The organism is Aquabacterium commune (assembly GCF_004362855.1).
Lineage (GTDB): Bacteria > Pseudomonadota > Gammaproteobacteria > Burkholderiales > Burkholderiaceae_C > Aquabacterium > Aquabacterium commune.
In genome coordinates this window covers 249,751-264,003 of record NZ_SNXW01000007.1, presented here as the reverse complement: position 1 = coordinate 264,003, position 14,253 = coordinate 249,751, and the positions used below count along the sequence as shown (strand labels likewise).

Sequence of the window (14,253 nt, the reverse complement as noted above, 5' to 3'; positions counted from 1 at the left end):
GATCGCCCCGATCGCCATGGAAGAAGGTCTGCGTTTCGCCATCCGCGAAGGTGGCCGCACCGTCGGCGCCGGCGTGGTTGCCAAGATCCTGGACTGATCTGCATGACACGTGCCCTGGGTGTCGCGGCTTCGGCTGCGGCCCAGGGCGTCATCCGTCGCTCTTTAATTGAAGGAAGTGTGTCATGGCACAACAAAAAATCCGCATTCGCCTGAAGGCGTTTGACTACAAGCTGATCGACCAATCGTCGGCTGAAATCGTGGAAACCGCCAAGCGCACCGGCGCCATCGTCAAGGGCCCCGTGCCACTGCCGACCCGCCTGCAGCGCTTCGACATCCTGCGTTCGCCGCACGTCAACAAGACGTCGCGTGACCAGTTCGAAATCCGCACCCACCAGCGCCTGATGGACATCGTGGACCCGACCGACAAAACGGTTGACGCCCTGATGAAGCTCGACCTGCCCGCTGGCGTGGACGTCGAAATCAAGCTGCAGTGATGACGGCCTCCGGCATCCTCGGGATGTCGGCGTCGATTTGAGAGCCGCGCCCCACCGGGTGCGGCTTTTTTCTTGGCGCAGCACCCGGGTGAGCGCCACAGCCAGGGGGCTTGCGTCGGGGTTGACCCTTTGATATAGTCATGGGCTGTCCTGAAATGGGCGGGTTGCCTGCGCGCACCGTTTTGCGGTGTGCACAGGTTGCCGGCTTGTCGATGGATTCCATCCGGGCCCGGCCAATCGATGTCGGGTTTTTGTAAAAGGCTTCACGCATCGCTCAATGACGATGATGGAGTTGGAGAAAAATATGAGTCTTAGCAATCGCATCGGATTGCTGGGCCGCAAGGTGGGCATGATGCGCATCTACACGGACGACGGCGACGCCGTGCCCGTGACGGTGCTCGACGTGTCGAACAACCGTGTGTCCCAGGTCAAAACCGTTGAGACCGACGGCTACACCGCTGTGCAAGTGGTGTTTGGTGCCCGCAAGGCATCGCGCGTGACCAAGCCTGAAGCTGGTCACATGGCCAAGGCAGGTGTTGAAGCTGGCGAATTCGTCAAAGAATTCCGCGTGGCGCCTGAAGTGGCGGCTGAATACAAGGCCGGCGCGACCATCGCTCCTGCTGCGCTGTTCCAGGCAGGCCAGGTCGTTGACGTGCAAGGCACGTCGATCGGCAAGGGCTTCACCGGCACCATCAAGCGTCACAACTTCGGTTCGCAGCGTGCTTCGCACGGTAACTCGCGTTCGCACAACGTTCCTGGCTCCATCTCGATGGCCCAGGATCCGGGTCGCGTGTTCCCTGGCAAGCGGATGTCTGGTCACATGGGTGACGAGACCGTGACCACGCAAAACCTCGACATCGTGCGCGTTGACGAAGCCCGTCAGCTGCTGCTGGTCAAGGGTGCCGTCCCCGGCGCCAAGGGTGGCTTTGTCACCGTGCGTCCGGCCGTGAAGGTCAAGGTCAAGAAAGGAGCCAACTGATGGCACAGCTCGAACTGCTCAATGAGCAAGGTCAGGCTGCTTCCAAGGTTGAAGCATCCGACACCGTGTTCGGCCGCGAATACAACGAAGCCCTGATCCATCAGGTCGTCGTTGCTTACCAGGCCAATGCCCGTCAAGGCACCCGCGCCCAGAAGGACCGCGAGACCGTCAAGCACAGCACGAAGAAGCCCTGGCGCCAAAAAGGCACCGGTCGCGCTCGCGCTGGTATGTCGTCCTCGCCCCTGTGGCGTGGCGGCGGTCGGATCTTCCCGAACAGCCCTGACGAAAACTTCACCCACAAGGTCAACAAGAAGATGTACCGCGCCGGCATGGCCGCCATCTTCTCGCAGCTGGCCCGTGAAGGCCGCCTGGCCGTGGTGGACTCGATCACCGTCGAAGCCCCCAAGACCAAGCTGCTGGCCGCCAAGCTGAAGTCGATGAACCTGGACCACGTCCTGGTCATCGCCGACACCGTGGACGAGAACCTGTTCCTGGCCGCTCGCAACCTGCCCAATGTGCTGGTGGTGGAGCCCCGTTACGCCGATCCCCTGTCCCTGGTCTTCTACAAGAAGGTCGTGGTCACCAAGGGTGCGATCGACAAGCTGCAGGAGATGTTCGCATGAGCACTCTGAAATTCAATGAAAGCCGCCTGATGCAGGTGCTGGTCGCTCCGATCATTTCGGAAAAGGCCACCGCTGCTGCCGAAGAGCGCGGCCAAGTGCTGTTCAAGGTGCTGCGCGACGCCACCAAGCCCGAGATCAAGGCCGCCGTTGAGCTGCTGTTCAAGGTCGAAGTGAAGTCGGTGCAAGTCCTGAATCAGAAGGGCAAGACCAAGCGCTTCGGTGGCCGTGTTGGCCGCCGTGACCACGCCAAGAAGGCCTATGTGGCCCTCAAGGAAGGTCAAGAGCTGAACTTCTCCGGGGAGGCTGCGTAATCATGGCCGTCGTCAAAATCAAACCGACTTCGCCTGGCCGCCGTGGCGTGGTCAAGGTCGTGCACAAGCACCTGCACAAAGGTGCCCCGCACGCTGCCCTGGTGGAACCCCAGAAGCAGAACTCTGGCCGCAACAACAACGGTCACATCACGGTTCGCCACAAGGGCGGTGGTCACAAGCACCACTACCGCGTGGTGGACTTCGTGCGCAACAAGGACGGCATCCCCGCCAAGGTTGAGCGCATCGAGTACGACCCCAACCGCACGGCCCACATCGCTCTGGTGTGCTATGCCGACGGTGAGCGTCGCTACATCATCGCGCCGCGCGGCCTGGAAGCCGGTGCCACCATCCTGTCGGGCTCGGAAGCGCCCATCAAGGCTGGCAACACCCTGCCGATCCGCAACATCCCCGTGGGCTCGACCATCCACTGCATCGAGATGATGCCTGGCAAGGGCGCGCAAATCGCCCGCTCGGCTGGCACCTCCGCTGTGCTGATGGCCCGCGAAGGCACCTACGCTCAGGTCCGCCTGCGCTCGGGTGAAGTGCGTCGCATCCACATCGAATGCCGCGCCACCCTGGGTGAAGTGAGCAACGAAGAGCACAGCCTGCGTCAGTACGGCAAGGCCGGCGCGATCCGCTGGAAGGGCATCCGCCCGACCGTCCGCGGTACCGCCATGAACCCGGTTGACCACCCGCACGGTGGTGGTGAAGGCCGTACGGGTGAAGGTCAGGTTCCTGTGTCGCCGTGGAACACGCCGACGAAGGGCTACCGCACCCGCAACAACAAGCGCACGCAGACGTTCATCGTTTCGCGTCGCAAAAAGTAAGGGGTAGGCTGAAATGGCTCGTTCTCTGAAAAAGGGTCCCTTCGTGGACCACCACCTGATGGCCAAGGTCGAGAAGGCTGTGTCCACCAAGGACAAGAAGCCCGTCAAGACCTGGTCGCGTCGTTCGACCATCCTGCCTGAGTTCATCGGCCTGACCATTGCTGTGCACAACGGCAAGCAGCACGTGCCCGTGTACATCCAGGACCAAATGGTTGGCCACAAGCTCGGCGAATTCGCTCTGACCCGCACGTTCAAGGGTCACCCGGGCGATAAAAAAGCCAAGAAATAAGGAGCAGCTGCGATGGAAACGAAAGCAATCGTTCGCGGCGTTCGCCTGTCGGTCGACAAGGGTCGACTGGTGGCCGATCTCATCCGTGGCAAGAAGGTCGATCAGGCCCTCAACATCCTGACGTTCACACAGAAGAAGGCTGCCGGCATCGTCCGCAAGGCGCTGGAATCTGCGATCGCCAACGCCGAACACAATGACGGCGCTGACATCGACGAACTGAAGGTCAAGACCATTTATGTGGAGCAAGGCCCCACGCTGAAGCGTTTCACCGCACGGGCCAAAGGCCGCGGCAACCGCATCAGCAAGCCGACCTGCCACATCTATGTGACCGTGGGCAACTAAGCAGAGGCTGACTATGGGACAGAAAATCCACCCAACCGGCTTCCGCTTGGCCGTCACCCGCAACTGGGCATCGCGTTGGTATGCATCCAACCGCAACTTTGCCTCGATGCTGGCTGAAGACCTGGAAGTCCGCGCATTCCTGAAGAAGAAGCTCAAGAACGCGGCCGTGTCGCGCATCTTGATCGAGCGCCCCGCCAAGAGCGCCCGCATCACCATTTTCTCGGCGCGTCCGGGCGTGGTGATCGGCAAGAAGGGCGAGGACATCGAGAACCTGAAGCTCGAACTGGCCAAGCGCCTGAATTGCCCGGTCTCCGTGAACATCGAAGAAGTGCGCAAGCCTGAAGTCGATGCTCAGCTGATCGCCGATTCGATCACGCAGCAGCTGGAAAAGCGCATCATGTTCCGCCGCGCCATGAAGCGCGCCATGCAGAACGCCATGCGTCTGGGTGCCCAGGGCATCAAGATCATGTCGGCTGGCCGTCTGAACGGCATCGAAATCGCTCGCACCGAGTGGTACCGCGAAGGCCGCGTGCCTCTGCACACCCTGAAGGCTGACATCGACTATGGCTTCTCCGAAGCCCACACCACCTACGGTGTGATCGGTGTGAAGGTCTGGGTCTATCGTGGCGACCGCCTGGCCAATGGCGAAGCCCCGGTGCTCAAGGGTGGCGACGATCGTGAAGACGACCGCCGCAACCGCCGTGGCCCCCGCAACGACCGCCCTGGTGACCGCCGTGGTCCCGGTGCCGGCCGTGGTGGCCCGGGTCGTGGTGCCCCGCGCGCTGACGCTGCCCCGTCTGACGGCAGCGACAAGCCTGCAGTGGCCGCCCCCGGTGCTGGTGATGCCAAGCGCGTTCGCAAGGCAGCGCCTGCTGCCGAAGCGAAAGGAGAATAAACATGCTGCAACCTAATCGTCGCAAGTTCCGCAAGGAACACAAGGGCCGCAACACCGGCGTGGCAACACGCGGTGCTGACGTGTCGTTCGGCGACTTCGGCCTGAAGGCAACCGAGCGCGGTCGTCTGACGGCTCGCCAGATCGAAGCTGCTCGTCGTGCCATTTCGCGTCACGTCAAGCGTGGTGGTCGCATCTTCATCCGGATCTTCCCGGACAAGCCGATCTCCAAGAAGCCAGCCGAAGTCCGCATGGGCAATGGTAAGGGTAGCGTTGAGTACTACGTCGCGGAAATCACGCCGGGCAAGGTCCTCTACGAGATCCAGGGCGTGCCCGAACAGTTGGCCCGCGAAGCGTTCACATTGGCTGCTGCAAAGCTGCCTCTGAGCACGACCTTCGTTGGCCGCCAGTTCGGCATCTGATCAACGCGCAAGGAGAAAGACATGGCGAAAGCCTCTGAATTGCGCGCCAAAGATGTGGCCGCACTGGAATCTGAAATCAAGGACCTGCTGAAGTCGCACTTCAACCTGCGCATGCAGCGTGCCACCCAGCAGCTCAACGACCACTCGGTTTTGAAGAAGACCCGTCGCGACATCGCTCGTGCCCGGACGATTCTGACCGAGAAGAAGCAAGGAGCCGCCAAATGACGGAAGCTCAAACCCAACCGAAGGCCAAGGTCGTTCGCAGCCTGGTCGGCAAGGTCGTCTCTGACGCCCGCGCCAAGACCGTGACCGTGCTGGTCGAGCGTCGTGTCAAGCACGAGCTCTACGGCAAGATCGTGGGCAAGTCGAGCAAGTACCACGCTCACGACGAGAACAACGAGTTCAAGATCGGTGACGTGGTCGAGATCAGCGAAAGCCGCCCCCTGTCGAAGACCAAGAACTGGGTCGTGACCCGTTTGGTCGAGAAGGCCCAGGCCGCCTGATCTTCGTGATCTGCGGTGGCAGCGATGCCATCGCCACGGCGGGTGCGGGGTCAAAGCCGCATCCGACCGTCTGCCAAACCGGCGCCCAGTCATACTGGCGCCGGTTTTTTCTTGTCTTTTCCTTTGCACCCACACCCAGGAGTTCCAGATGATCCAGATCGGTGACAAGCTGCCCGCAGGCACGTTGTTCGAGTACGTCGAAGTGGAAGGCAATGGCTGCAGCCTGGGCCCCAACCCCTTCGACATCGCCGAAAGCACCGCGGGCAAGACCATCGCGATCTTCGGCTTGCCGGGCGCGTTCACGCCGACCTGCTCGGCCAAGCATGCACCGGGCTACATCGACCACGCCGCGCAGTTCAAGGCCGCGGGGGTCGATGAGATCTGGTGCGTGTCGGTCAACGACGCTTTTGTGATGGGCGCCTGGGGCCGCGAGCTCAAGGCCGCGGGCAAGGTCCGCATGATGGCCGATGGCAGCGCCGCGTTCGCCAAGGCCACGGGCCTGACGCTGGACCTGACGGACAAGGGCCTGGGCCTGCGTTCTGGGCGCTACTCGATGTTGGTCAAGGACGGCGTGGTCGCGCAGCTGAACAACGAGAACGGCGGCGGTTTCGCTGTCAGCGACGCCGAGACCTTGCTCAAGCAGGCACAAGCCTGACTCAGGTGATGCCGTGGTGCGCGCGTGCCTTCAGGCACTGCGCATCGCCCACCTGGACGTCGTGGCAGGTGCTGGGCCGTTGTGTGTAGATGGTGCATCCCACCGACACGCCCACTTCGCCTCGCAGTGCCGCGCAATGTGGCGAGTCGGACGACGTGCCGCGCATGCAGCGCAAATGCGGCGTCAAGCGTTCGGTGAGTTCGACAGGGACATGGCCGCCGGGCGCGTCGTTGCCCTCGGCCCAGTAAAACGAGACGCGGTAGTGGGCGCAGCAAGCGCCGCAGCGTTGGCAGTCCATGCGGGTCGGCCTGAGGTGGGTGTCCAAGGAATGGGGCGGCGCGCGGTGTAGCTGGGCTCCCACGCTTGTGCCCCGTCTCTCGACCATGCTACATTGAGGGTCATGAGCACGGTCCGCTTTTACTTTAGCCGCTTTCACCTCCCGCCCCACACCGGCGCAGGAGTGGCGAACTGCTGAGCAGACCCACCCAATCCTGAAACCGCCGGCAGCAGCCCGGCGGTTTTTTTTTGCTTACCTGATTCCGTTTCCGATTCCGTTTCGCCAGCCACCACAGAACCCCACACAGGACCGCACATGAGCACCAACACCAGCGCCGCGCAAGGGTGGATCCCGCCCGCAGACAAGACATCGCAGACCGACGACGAGCGCATCCGCAACGTCACGCCCCTGCCCCCGCCCGAGCACCTCATCCGCTTCTTCCCGGTGGGTGGCACCCCGGCCGAGGCCCTGATCTCGCGCACCCGCAAGAACATCCGCAAGATCATGCACGGCAAGGACGACCGCTTGCTGGTCATCATCGGCCCGTGCTCCATCCACGACCCGGCCGCGGCCATCGAGTACGCCCGCAAGTTGCTAGCGCAACGCGAGAAGTTCGCCGACACGCTGGAAGTCGTCATGCGCGTGTACTTCGAGAAGCCCCGCACCACGGTGGGCTGGAAGGGCCTGATCAACGACCCCTACCTCGACGAGTCCTACAAGATCGACGAGGGTCTGCGCATGGCCCGTCACCTGCTGCTGGAAATCAACCGCCTGGGCGTGCCTGCCGGCAGCGAGTTCCTCGACACCATCAGCCCGCAGTACATCGGTGACCTGATCAGCTGGGGCGCCATCGGTGCGCGCACCACCGAAAGCCAGGTGCACCGCGAGCTGGCCTCGGGCCTGAGCGCACCCATCGGCTTCAAGAACGGCACCGACGGCAACATCAAGATCGCCACCGATGCCATCCAGGCGGCATCGCGTTCGCACCATTTCCTGTCGGTGCACAAGAACGGCCAGGTCGCCATCGTGGACACCGCGGGCAACCCGGATTGCCACGTCATCCTGCGCGGCGGCAAGGCCCCGAATTACGACGCCGAGAGCGTGGCCGCGGCCTGCAAGGACCTGGAAGCCGCCAAGCTGCCGACCTCGTTGATGGTGGACTTCAGCCATGCCAACAGCTCCAAGCAGCACGAGCGCCAGGTGGTGGTGGCCCAGGACATCGCTGCGCAAGTGGCCGGTGGCTCGACCCAGGTGTTCGGCGTGATGGTGGAAAGCCACTTGAGCGCTGGCGCCCAGAAGTTCACGCCGGGCAAGGACGACCCGTCCAAGCTGACGCACGGCCAGTCGATCACCGACGCTTGCATTGGCTGGGATGACTCCGAAAAGGTGCTGCAAATCCTGTCGGATGCGGTGACGGCGCGCCGTGCACGCTGATGCACGCTGAGTGCATGCAGAACCTGGGCTGGGCGTGCCCAGGTGCCGGCGGTGTGGCGTTTGTCACTCGCCGGCATCCCTCTTAAGGGGGAGATGCCCCTGCATCGGGGCGAAAACCGGGGCGCCGCCCGATCTGGCGGGGGATACTGCCCGCAGTTGTTTGATCGCACTGCCGCATGAGCCTGACCGGTCCCCGTTTCCTGCTGGTGGATGACCACGCCTTGTTCCGCATGGGCCTGAGCCTCATGCTCACCGAGCGCTGGCCGCACGCCATGCTGACCCAGGCGGGCACCTGGGCGCAGGCCCTGGCGCACTTGCAGGCGCAGGCGGCGGACCTGGTGCTGCTGGACATCCACCTGCCCGATGGCCATGGCCTGGCCGACCTGCCTGTGTTGCGCGAACTGGCGCCGCAGGCGCGGGTGCTGTTGATGTCGTCCGATGCCGACCCGGCGCACATCGCCCAGGCCCGGGCGGCCGGGATCGATGGCTTCGTGCCCAAGTCAGCGCAGGCCGCGGACATCGTCGCGGCGGTCCAGGCCATCCTTCGCGGTGAGCAGGCTTACGCGGCATTGCCGTATGCCGCCTTGGGTGGCTTGGCTGGCCTGGGGGCTGCGGGCGCGTTGGGTGCGTCGGATGGGATGGCGCCAGGCGCAGGCCTGCAGGTTCAAGAGGCCGGCGTGGTCTTCTCCGACTTGCAGCTCGCGCTTTTGCGCCAGCTGGGCAAGGGCACGCCGAACAAGGCCATCGCAAGGCAGATGGGCATGAGCGAGAGCGCCGTGCGCGCCGAGGTGTCCTGGATCACCGAGTGGCTGCAGGCCACCAGCCGCCGCGAGGCCTATGAGCGCGCTGTGGCCCGGGGGTTGATCGCGCCATGACCTTCTGGCCGCCCCTGCACCGGGTCTTCCGCTTCGACCCGCCACGCCTGCTGGCGGCCCAGATGGAGCTGCTGGACCGGGGCATGAACACGGCCTTTGTCACCTCGCTGATGGTGGCGCTGCTCACGGCCGTGGCCTACCAGTTCACGGTGGGCGATGCGCGCATCTGGGCATGGGCGCTGATGACGGGGGTGCTGTGTGTGGCCGGCATGGCCACGAGGCGCCTGCTGCCGCGCCCGGGCAGTCCCGGTTTCGAGCCCTTGCGTTACGCCCGGGTCATGCGCGTGGTGTGGGCCTTCAATGGCGGCGCGTGGGGCGTGCTGGGGCTGTGCTTCATCCGCTCTGGCTTGCCGGATTCCACCAACCTCGTCGTGGGCATGGTGGCTGGCCTGGGCTCGGCGGGGCTGGCGCTGTTCGGGCCATCCTGGCCGCTGGCCATGACCTACTGGCTCACCTGCATCGTGCCGGTGCTCATCGGCTTGCTGCGTGCCGAGGGCATGGTCAACACGGCCTTGGGGCTGGGCGGCATCGCTTACCTCTGGGCGATGACGGTGTACTCCTTCCATGCCTCGCGCATCGCGCTGCGCTCCATCGAGCTGCGCTTCGAAAACGAAGGCCTGGTGCAACGCTTGCGCGACCAGACCCAACGCTCGCTGGAGGCCCGCCAACTGGTGGAGCAGGCCCTTGTGGAGGCCGAGGATGCCAACCGCGCGAAAACCGTGTTCCTGGCCTCGGCCAGCCACGATCTGCGACAGCCTTTGCACGCGGCGGGCCTGTACCTCGGGGCGCTGTCGCGGGCCGGTCTCAACGAGCGCCAGCAGCACCTGATGCGGCAGGTGCGGGTGTCGAACGAGGTGGCCAACGAGATGCTCAACACCTTGCTGGATTTCTCCAAGGTGGATGCCGGGGTCGTCAAGCCGCAGCCGCGCAGCTTCACGCTGCAGCCGCTGTGCCACAAGCTCGAACGGGAGATGGCCCCCGTGGCCGAAAGCAAGGGCGTGGCCTTCCGCTTGCGCGACACCCAGCTGGTGGCCCATGCCGACCCCGCACTGGTGGAAATGGTGCTGCGCAACCTGTTGGTCAATGCCGTGCGCTACACCGAGCAGGGCGCCGTGCTGCTGGGCTGCCGTCGGCGTGGCGACCGCGTGGTGGTGGAGGTTTGGGACAGCGGCATCGGCATCCCGGAGCACCAGCACCGCGACATCTTCCGGGAGTTCCACCAGCTGGGCAACCCGGAGCGCGACCGCCGCAAGGGCCTGGGCCTGGGGCTGGCCATCGTGGAAGGGCTGGCGCGGGCCATGGGCGTGTCGGTCAGCCTGGTGTCGCGCCCAGGGCGGGGATCGGTGTTCCGCCTGACGCTGCCCCTGAGCCAGCAAGCCGTGATGGACGAGCGCCGCGTGGCGCCACAGGGCGACCTCAAGGGTCTGCGCGTGCTGCTGATCGAGGACGACGAGGCCGTGCTGGCGGCGATGAACGATTTGCTGACGGCCTGGGGCTGCCGCTGCGAGTCGGTGTGCACGCTTGACGAAGCGCTGGGACGCCTGGACGTGTTCACGCCGCACCTCGTGGTGGCCGACTACCGCCTGCGTGAACACCGCACGGGCGTGCAGGCCATTGCCGCGGTGCGCGAGGTGGTGCGGCTGGACTCGGGGCAGGAGATCGGAGCCCTGATCATCACGGGTGACACGGCGCCCGAACGCTTGCGCGAAGCCCACGCCAGCGGCCTGCAATTGCTGCACAAACCGGTGCCGGCCGAGCAGCTGCACGCGGCCTTGCTCAGCCAGTGGTGGCAGATCCAGGCGTCGCGGGTCGTGTCTGCATCAGCAGCAGGCTGAAGGCGAGCAGCGCCAGCCACATGCCCTGACCACCCACGCCGAGGTGGTCGAACACCCAGCCGCTGACGATGGGGCCCAGCGCGCCACCCACGGTGTAGCCCGCGATCATGGCCGAGGTGCCGGCCAGGGCCGAACTGTCGGCGAAATCATGGGCCACGCGGATCATGCTCAGCGTGTAGAGCGCGCCGCCCACGCCGCCCCACAGGCCGGCGCAGACCCACAGCAGCGCCGGGTGTTGGGCGGCTTCCACGAAAGCCAGGGCGCTGAGCACCAACAGGCCCGCGCCCGCGGCGAACAGGCGGCGAGGCGGCAGGTGGTCGGCCAGCCAGCCGATGGGGTATTGCAGCGCGAAGCTGCCCAGACCCAAGGCCCCTGCGATGGAGGTGGCGCGGCCCAGGTCCAGCCCGATCTGTGCACCGTAGGCCGTGGTGATGGAGCCCAGGCCCACCTCGAAAACGCCCCCCACCACCGCGGCCCATGCCAGCGTCGGGCGAAAGCGCCAGGCCGCCACCAGGCCCATGGGCACGTGGCCGTCGTGCATGGCTTTGAGTCGCGCCACACTGGGCGCGAGTGTCAGCACCAGTCCCAGCGCCAGGCCCCCTGCGGCCACCAGATTGGCCTCCTGCGGGCCCAGCCCGAGCACGCCGGGCAGCATCGGCCCCACCGCCATGGCGGCCCCCAACAGCGCCTGGTACATGCCGGTCAGGCGGCCGCGGTGCGTGGCCGGTACGTTGTGCGCGATCAGGGCCTCGGTGGCGTTCCAGGCGGCGGCGGCGCCCAGGCCGGCCATCAGGCCGAGGGCGCACCACAGGCGGTAATCGTCCGTCAGCAGGTAGCCCAGGCACGCGATGAGCTCCAGCAGCAGGCCCAACCGGTAGGCCTGGCCCACGCCGATGCGCGCGAACAGCCGCGGCACCAGCGGCACCAGCAAGGCCACGCTCAGGAAGGGCAGTGTGGCGAACAGGCCGATGGCCGTGCTGCTGCTGCCGCCCATCTGCAGGCGCACGGCCAGCACCGGGTTGAGCAGGCTGAAGGCCAGCACCACGCAGGTGGTGCCCAGCATGACGCGCCACAGGCCATCAGGGAGGGCAAGGAGGGACGGCGGGACCGGCGGGCGAAGGGGCATCGGGCAGGGGCGGCGCCTGGGTGTCAGCTCAGCCAGCCGCGGCGTTTGAAGTACCACATGGGCACCAGGGCGGTGCACACCATCAAGGCCACGGTGTAGGGGTAGCCCCAGGCTCCCAGCCATTCCATCTCAGGGAACTTCAGGTTCATGCCATAGACGCTGGCCACCAGGGTGGGCGGCAGCAGCGCGACCGAGGCCACCGAGAAGATCTTGATGATCTTGTTCTGGTTGATGTTGATGAAGCCCACCGTGGCGTCCATCAGGAAGTTGATCTTGTCGAAGAGGAAGGCGGTGTGCGAGTCGAGCGAGTCGATGTCGCGCAGAATTTGCCGGGCCTCTTCGAACTGGTCGGTGTTGAGCATGCGCGCGCGCATCATGAAACTCAGTGCGCGGCGCGTGTCCATGACGTTGCGGCGGATGCGGCCGTTCAAGTCTTCCTGGCGGGCGATGGCCGCCAGCGCCTCGGCGGCGGCGGCATCGTTGACTTCGTCCTGCAACACGCGCTTGCTGACTTTTTCCAGCTCGTCGTAGATGTTCTCCAGCGTGTCGGCGGAGTATTCGGCGTCGGCGTCGTAGAGCTTGAGCAGCACGTCCTTGGCGTCTTCGATCAGGGCCGGGATGCGGCGCGCGCGCATGCGCAGCAGGCGGAAGACGGGCAGGTCCTCGCGGTGGATCGAGAACAGCACGTTGTGGTGCAGGATGAAGGCCACGCGGACGTTGCGCGGGGTGTCGTCGTCGTCGATCAGGAAGTCGGAGCGGATGTGCACGGCATCGTCTTCTTCGTAGAAGCGGGCCGACTCTTCCAGGTCGTCGTCGATGATGTCGCCGGGGATGACGAGGCCGAAGCGCACGGCGATCCAGCCCTTTTCCTCGGGCGTGGGGTCTTCCAGGTCCACCCAGATCGGGCTCACGGGCGTGAGCTCATCGAGGCTGTCGATTTCTTCCTGGAACAGGCGGCCGTTGGCCAGCGTGAAAACGTTGAGCATGGGGTCTCCAGCACGTGCATGCCGCGGGACTGATGCGATGGCGCCCGGGGTGCACGGATGTCGGTGAGGGGTGGTGTTGGGTGTGCCGCCCCCTCCCGCAAGGCCGGCCCGCGCTCAGTGCATGCAGTGCAAGCTGAGGGGCTGGCCGCATCCGGTGCGCGGGGCTGGCATCGAGCCGGGCCCTGGCGCCGGTTGGCTGGAGTGGGCGGTCACCGAGGGTGACTGTCCAAGGTGAACGCTCCATGTGTGCGCCGCTTTGGCGGCAAGGCGTCATTATGACGCGCGCTCGCCCTGTGCGCCTCGGGTGGGGGTGCTGCGAGTGCAAAAACCACGGCCTGCTGAGGCAGACATGGACGGTGAGCGGAAAGGAAGGCCGCGGGCTCGGTGTAAGGTCTCGGCCCATGGTCATGCCTGCTTTCAAGACGTCCGGTGCAGCGGCCCGCCTGGACCTCAACCTGTTCCGCGTGATGGACGCCGTCTATGAGCACGGCGGCATCTCGGGCGCGGCCCGCCACCTGCACCTCAGCCAGCCCGCCGTGAGCCACGCGCTGGCACGCCTGCGCCGCCTGTGGGGCGACCCGCTGTTCGTGCGCCAGGGCAACCAGATGGTGCCGACCGAGCTGACCCGCCGCGTCATCGGTGAAGTGCAGGCCCACCTGCGCGGCCTGCAGTCGCTCATGGGCCAGGCCGACACCTTCGACCCGTTGACGCTGAACATGACCCTGCGCCTGGGCATGCGCGATGTGCTCGAAGCCATCACCTTGCCGCCCTTGATGGCCAGCCTGGGCCGCGTGGCCCCGCACGTGAAACTGGCCAGCGTGCGGGTGCCGCGCGACGCGCTGGAGCGCAGCCTGACGCTGGGCGAGGTGGACCTGGTCATCGACCGGCAGCGCCGCGTGGCTGGCCGCATCCGTGGCGAGCACCTCGCCGACGAGGACCTCGCCGTGCTGGTGCGGCGTGACCACCCGCTGCAGGGGCCGCTGGACGTGCCCAGCTATTTCGCCCAGCAGCACGTGATGGTGACCTTGCAGCCCGACCAGCCCGACCCCTTGCAGGCCGTGTGGGCCGCACAGGGGCTGGGGGAGCGCGAGGTCATTTTGCGTTGCCAGCACTACTTCGCGGCCGCCAATGTGGTGGTGGCCAGCGATGCCTTGCTCACGCTGCCGCGCACCTACGCCGAGCAGCTCACCCGGGCCTTGCCGCTGACCTTGCGCGAGCTGCCCGTGCCGGTGCCGCCCATCGGCATCTGGATGTACTGGCACGCCGACCGCGAAGCCGACCCGGTGCACCGCTGGATGCGCGACAGCGTGGCCGCAGGCGCGCGCCAGGCCATGCGCTGAATGCATGACTTGCGATGAAAATTCATCATTTGATGCAAGGGTG

The 14,253-nt window shown here is 65.5% G+C and carries 20 protein-coding genes; 17 read left to right on the top strand and 3 right to left on the bottom strand.

Annotated features, from left to right (window positions below; translation table 11 throughout):
• The 13 genes from EV672_RS13470 to EV672_RS13410 all read left to right on the top strand — a co-directional run.
• Window positions 1–97, top strand: a 97-nt coding sequence (locus EV672_RS13470) for an EF-Tu C-terminal domain-related protein (RefSeq protein WP_082016399.1), incomplete at its 5' end; no start/stop codon positions are given.
• An 85-nt stretch (window positions 98–182) separates the two neighbouring features.
• Window positions 183–494, top strand: a complete 312-nt coding sequence (gene rpsJ, locus EV672_RS13465; protein ID WP_035037922.1) for a 30S ribosomal protein S10 — start codon at window positions 183–185, stop codon at window positions 492–494.
• Window positions 495–798: 304 nt separating this feature from the next.
• Window positions 799–1,473 (top strand): 50S ribosomal protein L3, encoded by a 675-nt coding sequence (gene rplC, locus EV672_RS13460; protein ID WP_133610048.1) that lies wholly within the window; start codon window positions 799–801, stop codon window positions 1,471–1,473.
• Window positions 1,473–2,096 carry a 50S ribosomal protein L4 gene (rplD, locus tag EV672_RS13455; RefSeq protein WP_133610046.1) on the top strand — a complete coding sequence of 208 codons (624 nt, stop codon included), beginning with the start codon at window positions 1,473–1,475 and terminating at the stop codon, window positions 2,094–2,096. Before rplC ends, rplD begins: the two co-directional genes overlap by 1 nt.
• A complete protein-coding gene (rplW, locus tag EV672_RS13450; protein ID WP_133610044.1) occupies window positions 2,093–2,407 on the top strand; it encodes a 50S ribosomal protein L23 in 315 nt (104 codons plus the stop codon). The genes rplD and rplW overlap by 4 nt, the downstream gene beginning before the upstream one ends.
• A 2-nt stretch (window positions 2,408–2,409) precedes the next feature.
• Window positions 2,410–3,234 (top strand): 50S ribosomal protein L2, encoded by an 825-nt coding sequence (gene rplB, locus EV672_RS13445; RefSeq protein WP_133610042.1) that lies wholly within the window; start codon window positions 2,410–2,412, stop codon window positions 3,232–3,234.
• 13 nt (window positions 3,235–3,247) lie between these two features.
• Complete coding sequence (rpsS, locus tag EV672_RS13440) at window positions 3,248–3,523, top strand: 30S ribosomal protein S19 (protein ID WP_133610040.1); 276 nt, start codon at window positions 3,248–3,250, stop codon at window positions 3,521–3,523.
• A gap of 12 nt (window positions 3,524–3,535) precedes the next feature.
• Entirely contained in the window at window positions 3,536–3,865 is a 330-nt protein-coding gene (gene rplV, locus EV672_RS13435) for a 50S ribosomal protein L22 (RefSeq protein ID WP_133610039.1), read from the top strand.
• Window positions 3,866–3,878: 13 nt separating this feature from the next.
• On the top strand, window positions 3,879–4,760 hold the full coding sequence (gene rpsC / locus EV672_RS13430; protein ID WP_133610037.1) for a 30S ribosomal protein S3: 882 nt from the start codon (window positions 3,879–3,881) through the stop codon (window positions 4,758–4,760).
• Window positions 4,761–4,762: 2 nt separating this feature from the next.
• On the top strand, window positions 4,763–5,179 hold the full coding sequence (gene rplP, locus EV672_RS13425) for a 50S ribosomal protein L16 (protein WP_133610035.1): 417 nt from the start codon (window positions 4,763–4,765) through the stop codon (window positions 5,177–5,179).
• Window positions 5,180–5,200: 21 nt separating this feature from the next.
• Entirely contained in the window at window positions 5,201–5,404 is a 204-nt protein-coding gene (gene rpmC, locus EV672_RS13420) for a 50S ribosomal protein L29 (RefSeq protein WP_133610033.1), read from the top strand.
• The gene (gene rpsQ / locus EV672_RS13415) at window positions 5,401–5,682 is read left to right on the top strand and encodes a 30S ribosomal protein S17 (RefSeq protein WP_133610031.1); all 282 of its coding nucleotides are present in this window, start codon (window positions 5,401–5,403) and stop codon (window positions 5,680–5,682) included. Before rpmC ends, rpsQ begins: the two co-directional genes overlap by 4 nt.
• Before the next feature lie 148 nt (window positions 5,683–5,830).
• Entirely contained in the window at window positions 5,831–6,337 is a 507-nt protein-coding gene (locus EV672_RS13410; protein WP_133610029.1) for a peroxiredoxin, read from the top strand.
• A 1-nt stretch (window position 6,338) separates the two neighbouring features.
• Here the strand turns inward: EV672_RS13410 and EV672_RS13405 are convergent, their stop codons facing one another.
• Window positions 6,339–6,635 (bottom strand): YkgJ family cysteine cluster protein, encoded by a 297-nt coding sequence (locus EV672_RS13405; RefSeq protein WP_133610027.1) that lies wholly within the window; start codon window positions 6,633–6,635, stop codon window positions 6,339–6,341.
• A gap of 294 nt (window positions 6,636–6,929) precedes the next feature.
• On the opposite strand from EV672_RS13405, the gene EV672_RS13400 reads away from it, so the two are divergent.
• From EV672_RS13400 to EV672_RS13390, 3 genes are all read left to right on the top strand, one after another.
• Window positions 6,930–8,048 (top strand): 3-deoxy-7-phosphoheptulonate synthase, encoded by a 1,119-nt coding sequence (locus EV672_RS13400; RefSeq protein ID WP_133610025.1) that lies wholly within the window; start codon window positions 6,930–6,932, stop codon window positions 8,046–8,048.
• Between the two features lie 176 nt (window positions 8,049–8,224).
• Window positions 8,225–8,923, top strand: a complete 699-nt coding sequence (locus tag EV672_RS13395) for a response regulator transcription factor (RefSeq protein ID WP_133610023.1) — start codon at window positions 8,225–8,227, stop codon at window positions 8,921–8,923.
• Window positions 8,920–10,758 (top strand): ATP-binding response regulator, encoded by a 1,839-nt coding sequence (locus tag EV672_RS13390; RefSeq protein ID WP_133610021.1) that lies wholly within the window; start codon window positions 8,920–8,922, stop codon window positions 10,756–10,758. Before EV672_RS13395 ends, EV672_RS13390 begins: the two co-directional genes overlap by 4 nt.
• Here the strand turns inward: EV672_RS13390 and EV672_RS13385 are convergent.
• Both EV672_RS13385 and corA read right to left on the bottom strand, forming a co-directional pair.
• Window positions 10,700–11,821 (bottom strand): MFS transporter, encoded by a 1,122-nt coding sequence (locus tag EV672_RS13385; protein ID WP_166643572.1) that lies wholly within the window; start codon window positions 11,819–11,821, stop codon window positions 10,700–10,702. The two genes, EV672_RS13390 and EV672_RS13385, sit on opposite strands and share 59 nt — an antisense overlap.
• Window positions 11,822–11,907: 86 nt before the next feature.
• A complete protein-coding gene (corA, locus tag EV672_RS13380; protein ID WP_133610017.1) occupies window positions 11,908–12,870 on the bottom strand; it encodes a magnesium/cobalt transporter CorA in 963 nt (320 codons plus the stop codon).
• A gap of 407 nt (window positions 12,871–13,277) precedes the next feature.
• Between corA and EV672_RS13375 the strand changes: the two genes are divergently transcribed.
• Window positions 13,278–14,210, top strand: coding sequence for a LysR family transcriptional regulator (locus EV672_RS13375; RefSeq protein WP_133610091.1), 933 nt, complete (start codon window positions 13,278–13,280; stop codon window positions 14,208–14,210).
• Window positions 14,211–14,253 lie beyond the last annotated feature (43 nt).

Excerpts from the sequence above, each read along its gene's own strand:
- rpsJ (WP_035037922.1), top strand. The coding sequence starts at position 183 with ATGGCACAACAAAAAATCCGCATTCGCCTGAAGGCGTTTGACTACAAG.
- rplC (WP_133610048.1), top strand. The coding sequence starts at position 799 with ATGAGTCTTAGCAATCGCATCGGATTGCTGGGCCGCAAGGTGGGCATG.
- rplD (WP_133610046.1), top strand. The coding sequence starts at position 1,473 with ATGGCACAGCTCGAACTGCTCAATGAGCAAGGTCAGGCTGCTTCCAAG.
- rplW (WP_133610044.1), top strand. The coding sequence starts at position 2,093 with ATGAGCACTCTGAAATTCAATGAAAGCCGCCTGATGCAGGTGCTGGTC.
- rplB (WP_133610042.1), top strand. The coding sequence starts at position 2,410 with ATGGCCGTCGTCAAAATCAAACCGACTTCGCCTGGCCGCCGTGGCGTG.
- rpsS (WP_133610040.1), top strand. The coding sequence starts at position 3,248 with ATGGCTCGTTCTCTGAAAAAGGGTCCCTTCGTGGACCACCACCTGATG.
- rplV (WP_133610039.1), top strand. The coding sequence starts at position 3,536 with ATGGAAACGAAAGCAATCGTTCGCGGCGTTCGCCTGTCGGTCGACAAG.
- rpsC (WP_133610037.1), top strand. The coding sequence starts at position 3,879 with ATGGGACAGAAAATCCACCCAACCGGCTTCCGCTTGGCCGTCACCCGC.
- rplP (WP_133610035.1), top strand. The coding sequence starts at position 4,763 with ATGCTGCAACCTAATCGTCGCAAGTTCCGCAAGGAACACAAGGGCCGC.
- rpmC (WP_133610033.1), top strand. The coding sequence starts at position 5,201 with ATGGCGAAAGCCTCTGAATTGCGCGCCAAAGATGTGGCCGCACTGGAA.
- rpsQ (WP_133610031.1), top strand. The coding sequence starts at position 5,401 with ATGACGGAAGCTCAAACCCAACCGAAGGCCAAGGTCGTTCGCAGCCTG.
- EV672_RS13410 (WP_133610029.1), top strand. The coding sequence starts at position 5,831 with ATGATCCAGATCGGTGACAAGCTGCCCGCAGGCACGTTGTTCGAGTAC.
- EV672_RS13405 (WP_133610027.1), bottom strand. The coding sequence starts at position 6,635 with ATGGACTGCCAACGCTGCGGCGCTTGCTGCGCCCACTACCGCGTCTCG.
- EV672_RS13400 (WP_133610025.1), top strand. The coding sequence starts at position 6,930 with ATGAGCACCAACACCAGCGCCGCGCAAGGGTGGATCCCGCCCGCAGAC.
- EV672_RS13395 (WP_133610023.1), top strand. The coding sequence starts at position 8,225 with ATGAGCCTGACCGGTCCCCGTTTCCTGCTGGTGGATGACCACGCCTTG.
- EV672_RS13390 (WP_133610021.1), top strand. The coding sequence starts at position 8,920 with ATGACCTTCTGGCCGCCCCTGCACCGGGTCTTCCGCTTCGACCCGCCA.
- EV672_RS13385 (WP_166643572.1), bottom strand. The coding sequence starts at position 11,821 with ATGCTGGGCACCACCTGCGTGGTGCTGGCCTTCAGCCTGCTCAACCCG.
- corA (WP_133610017.1), bottom strand. The coding sequence starts at position 12,870 with ATGCTCAACGTTTTCACGCTGGCCAACGGCCGCCTGTTCCAGGAAGAA.
- EV672_RS13375 (WP_133610091.1), top strand. The coding sequence starts at position 13,278 with ATGCCTGCTTTCAAGACGTCCGGTGCAGCGGCCCGCCTGGACCTCAAC.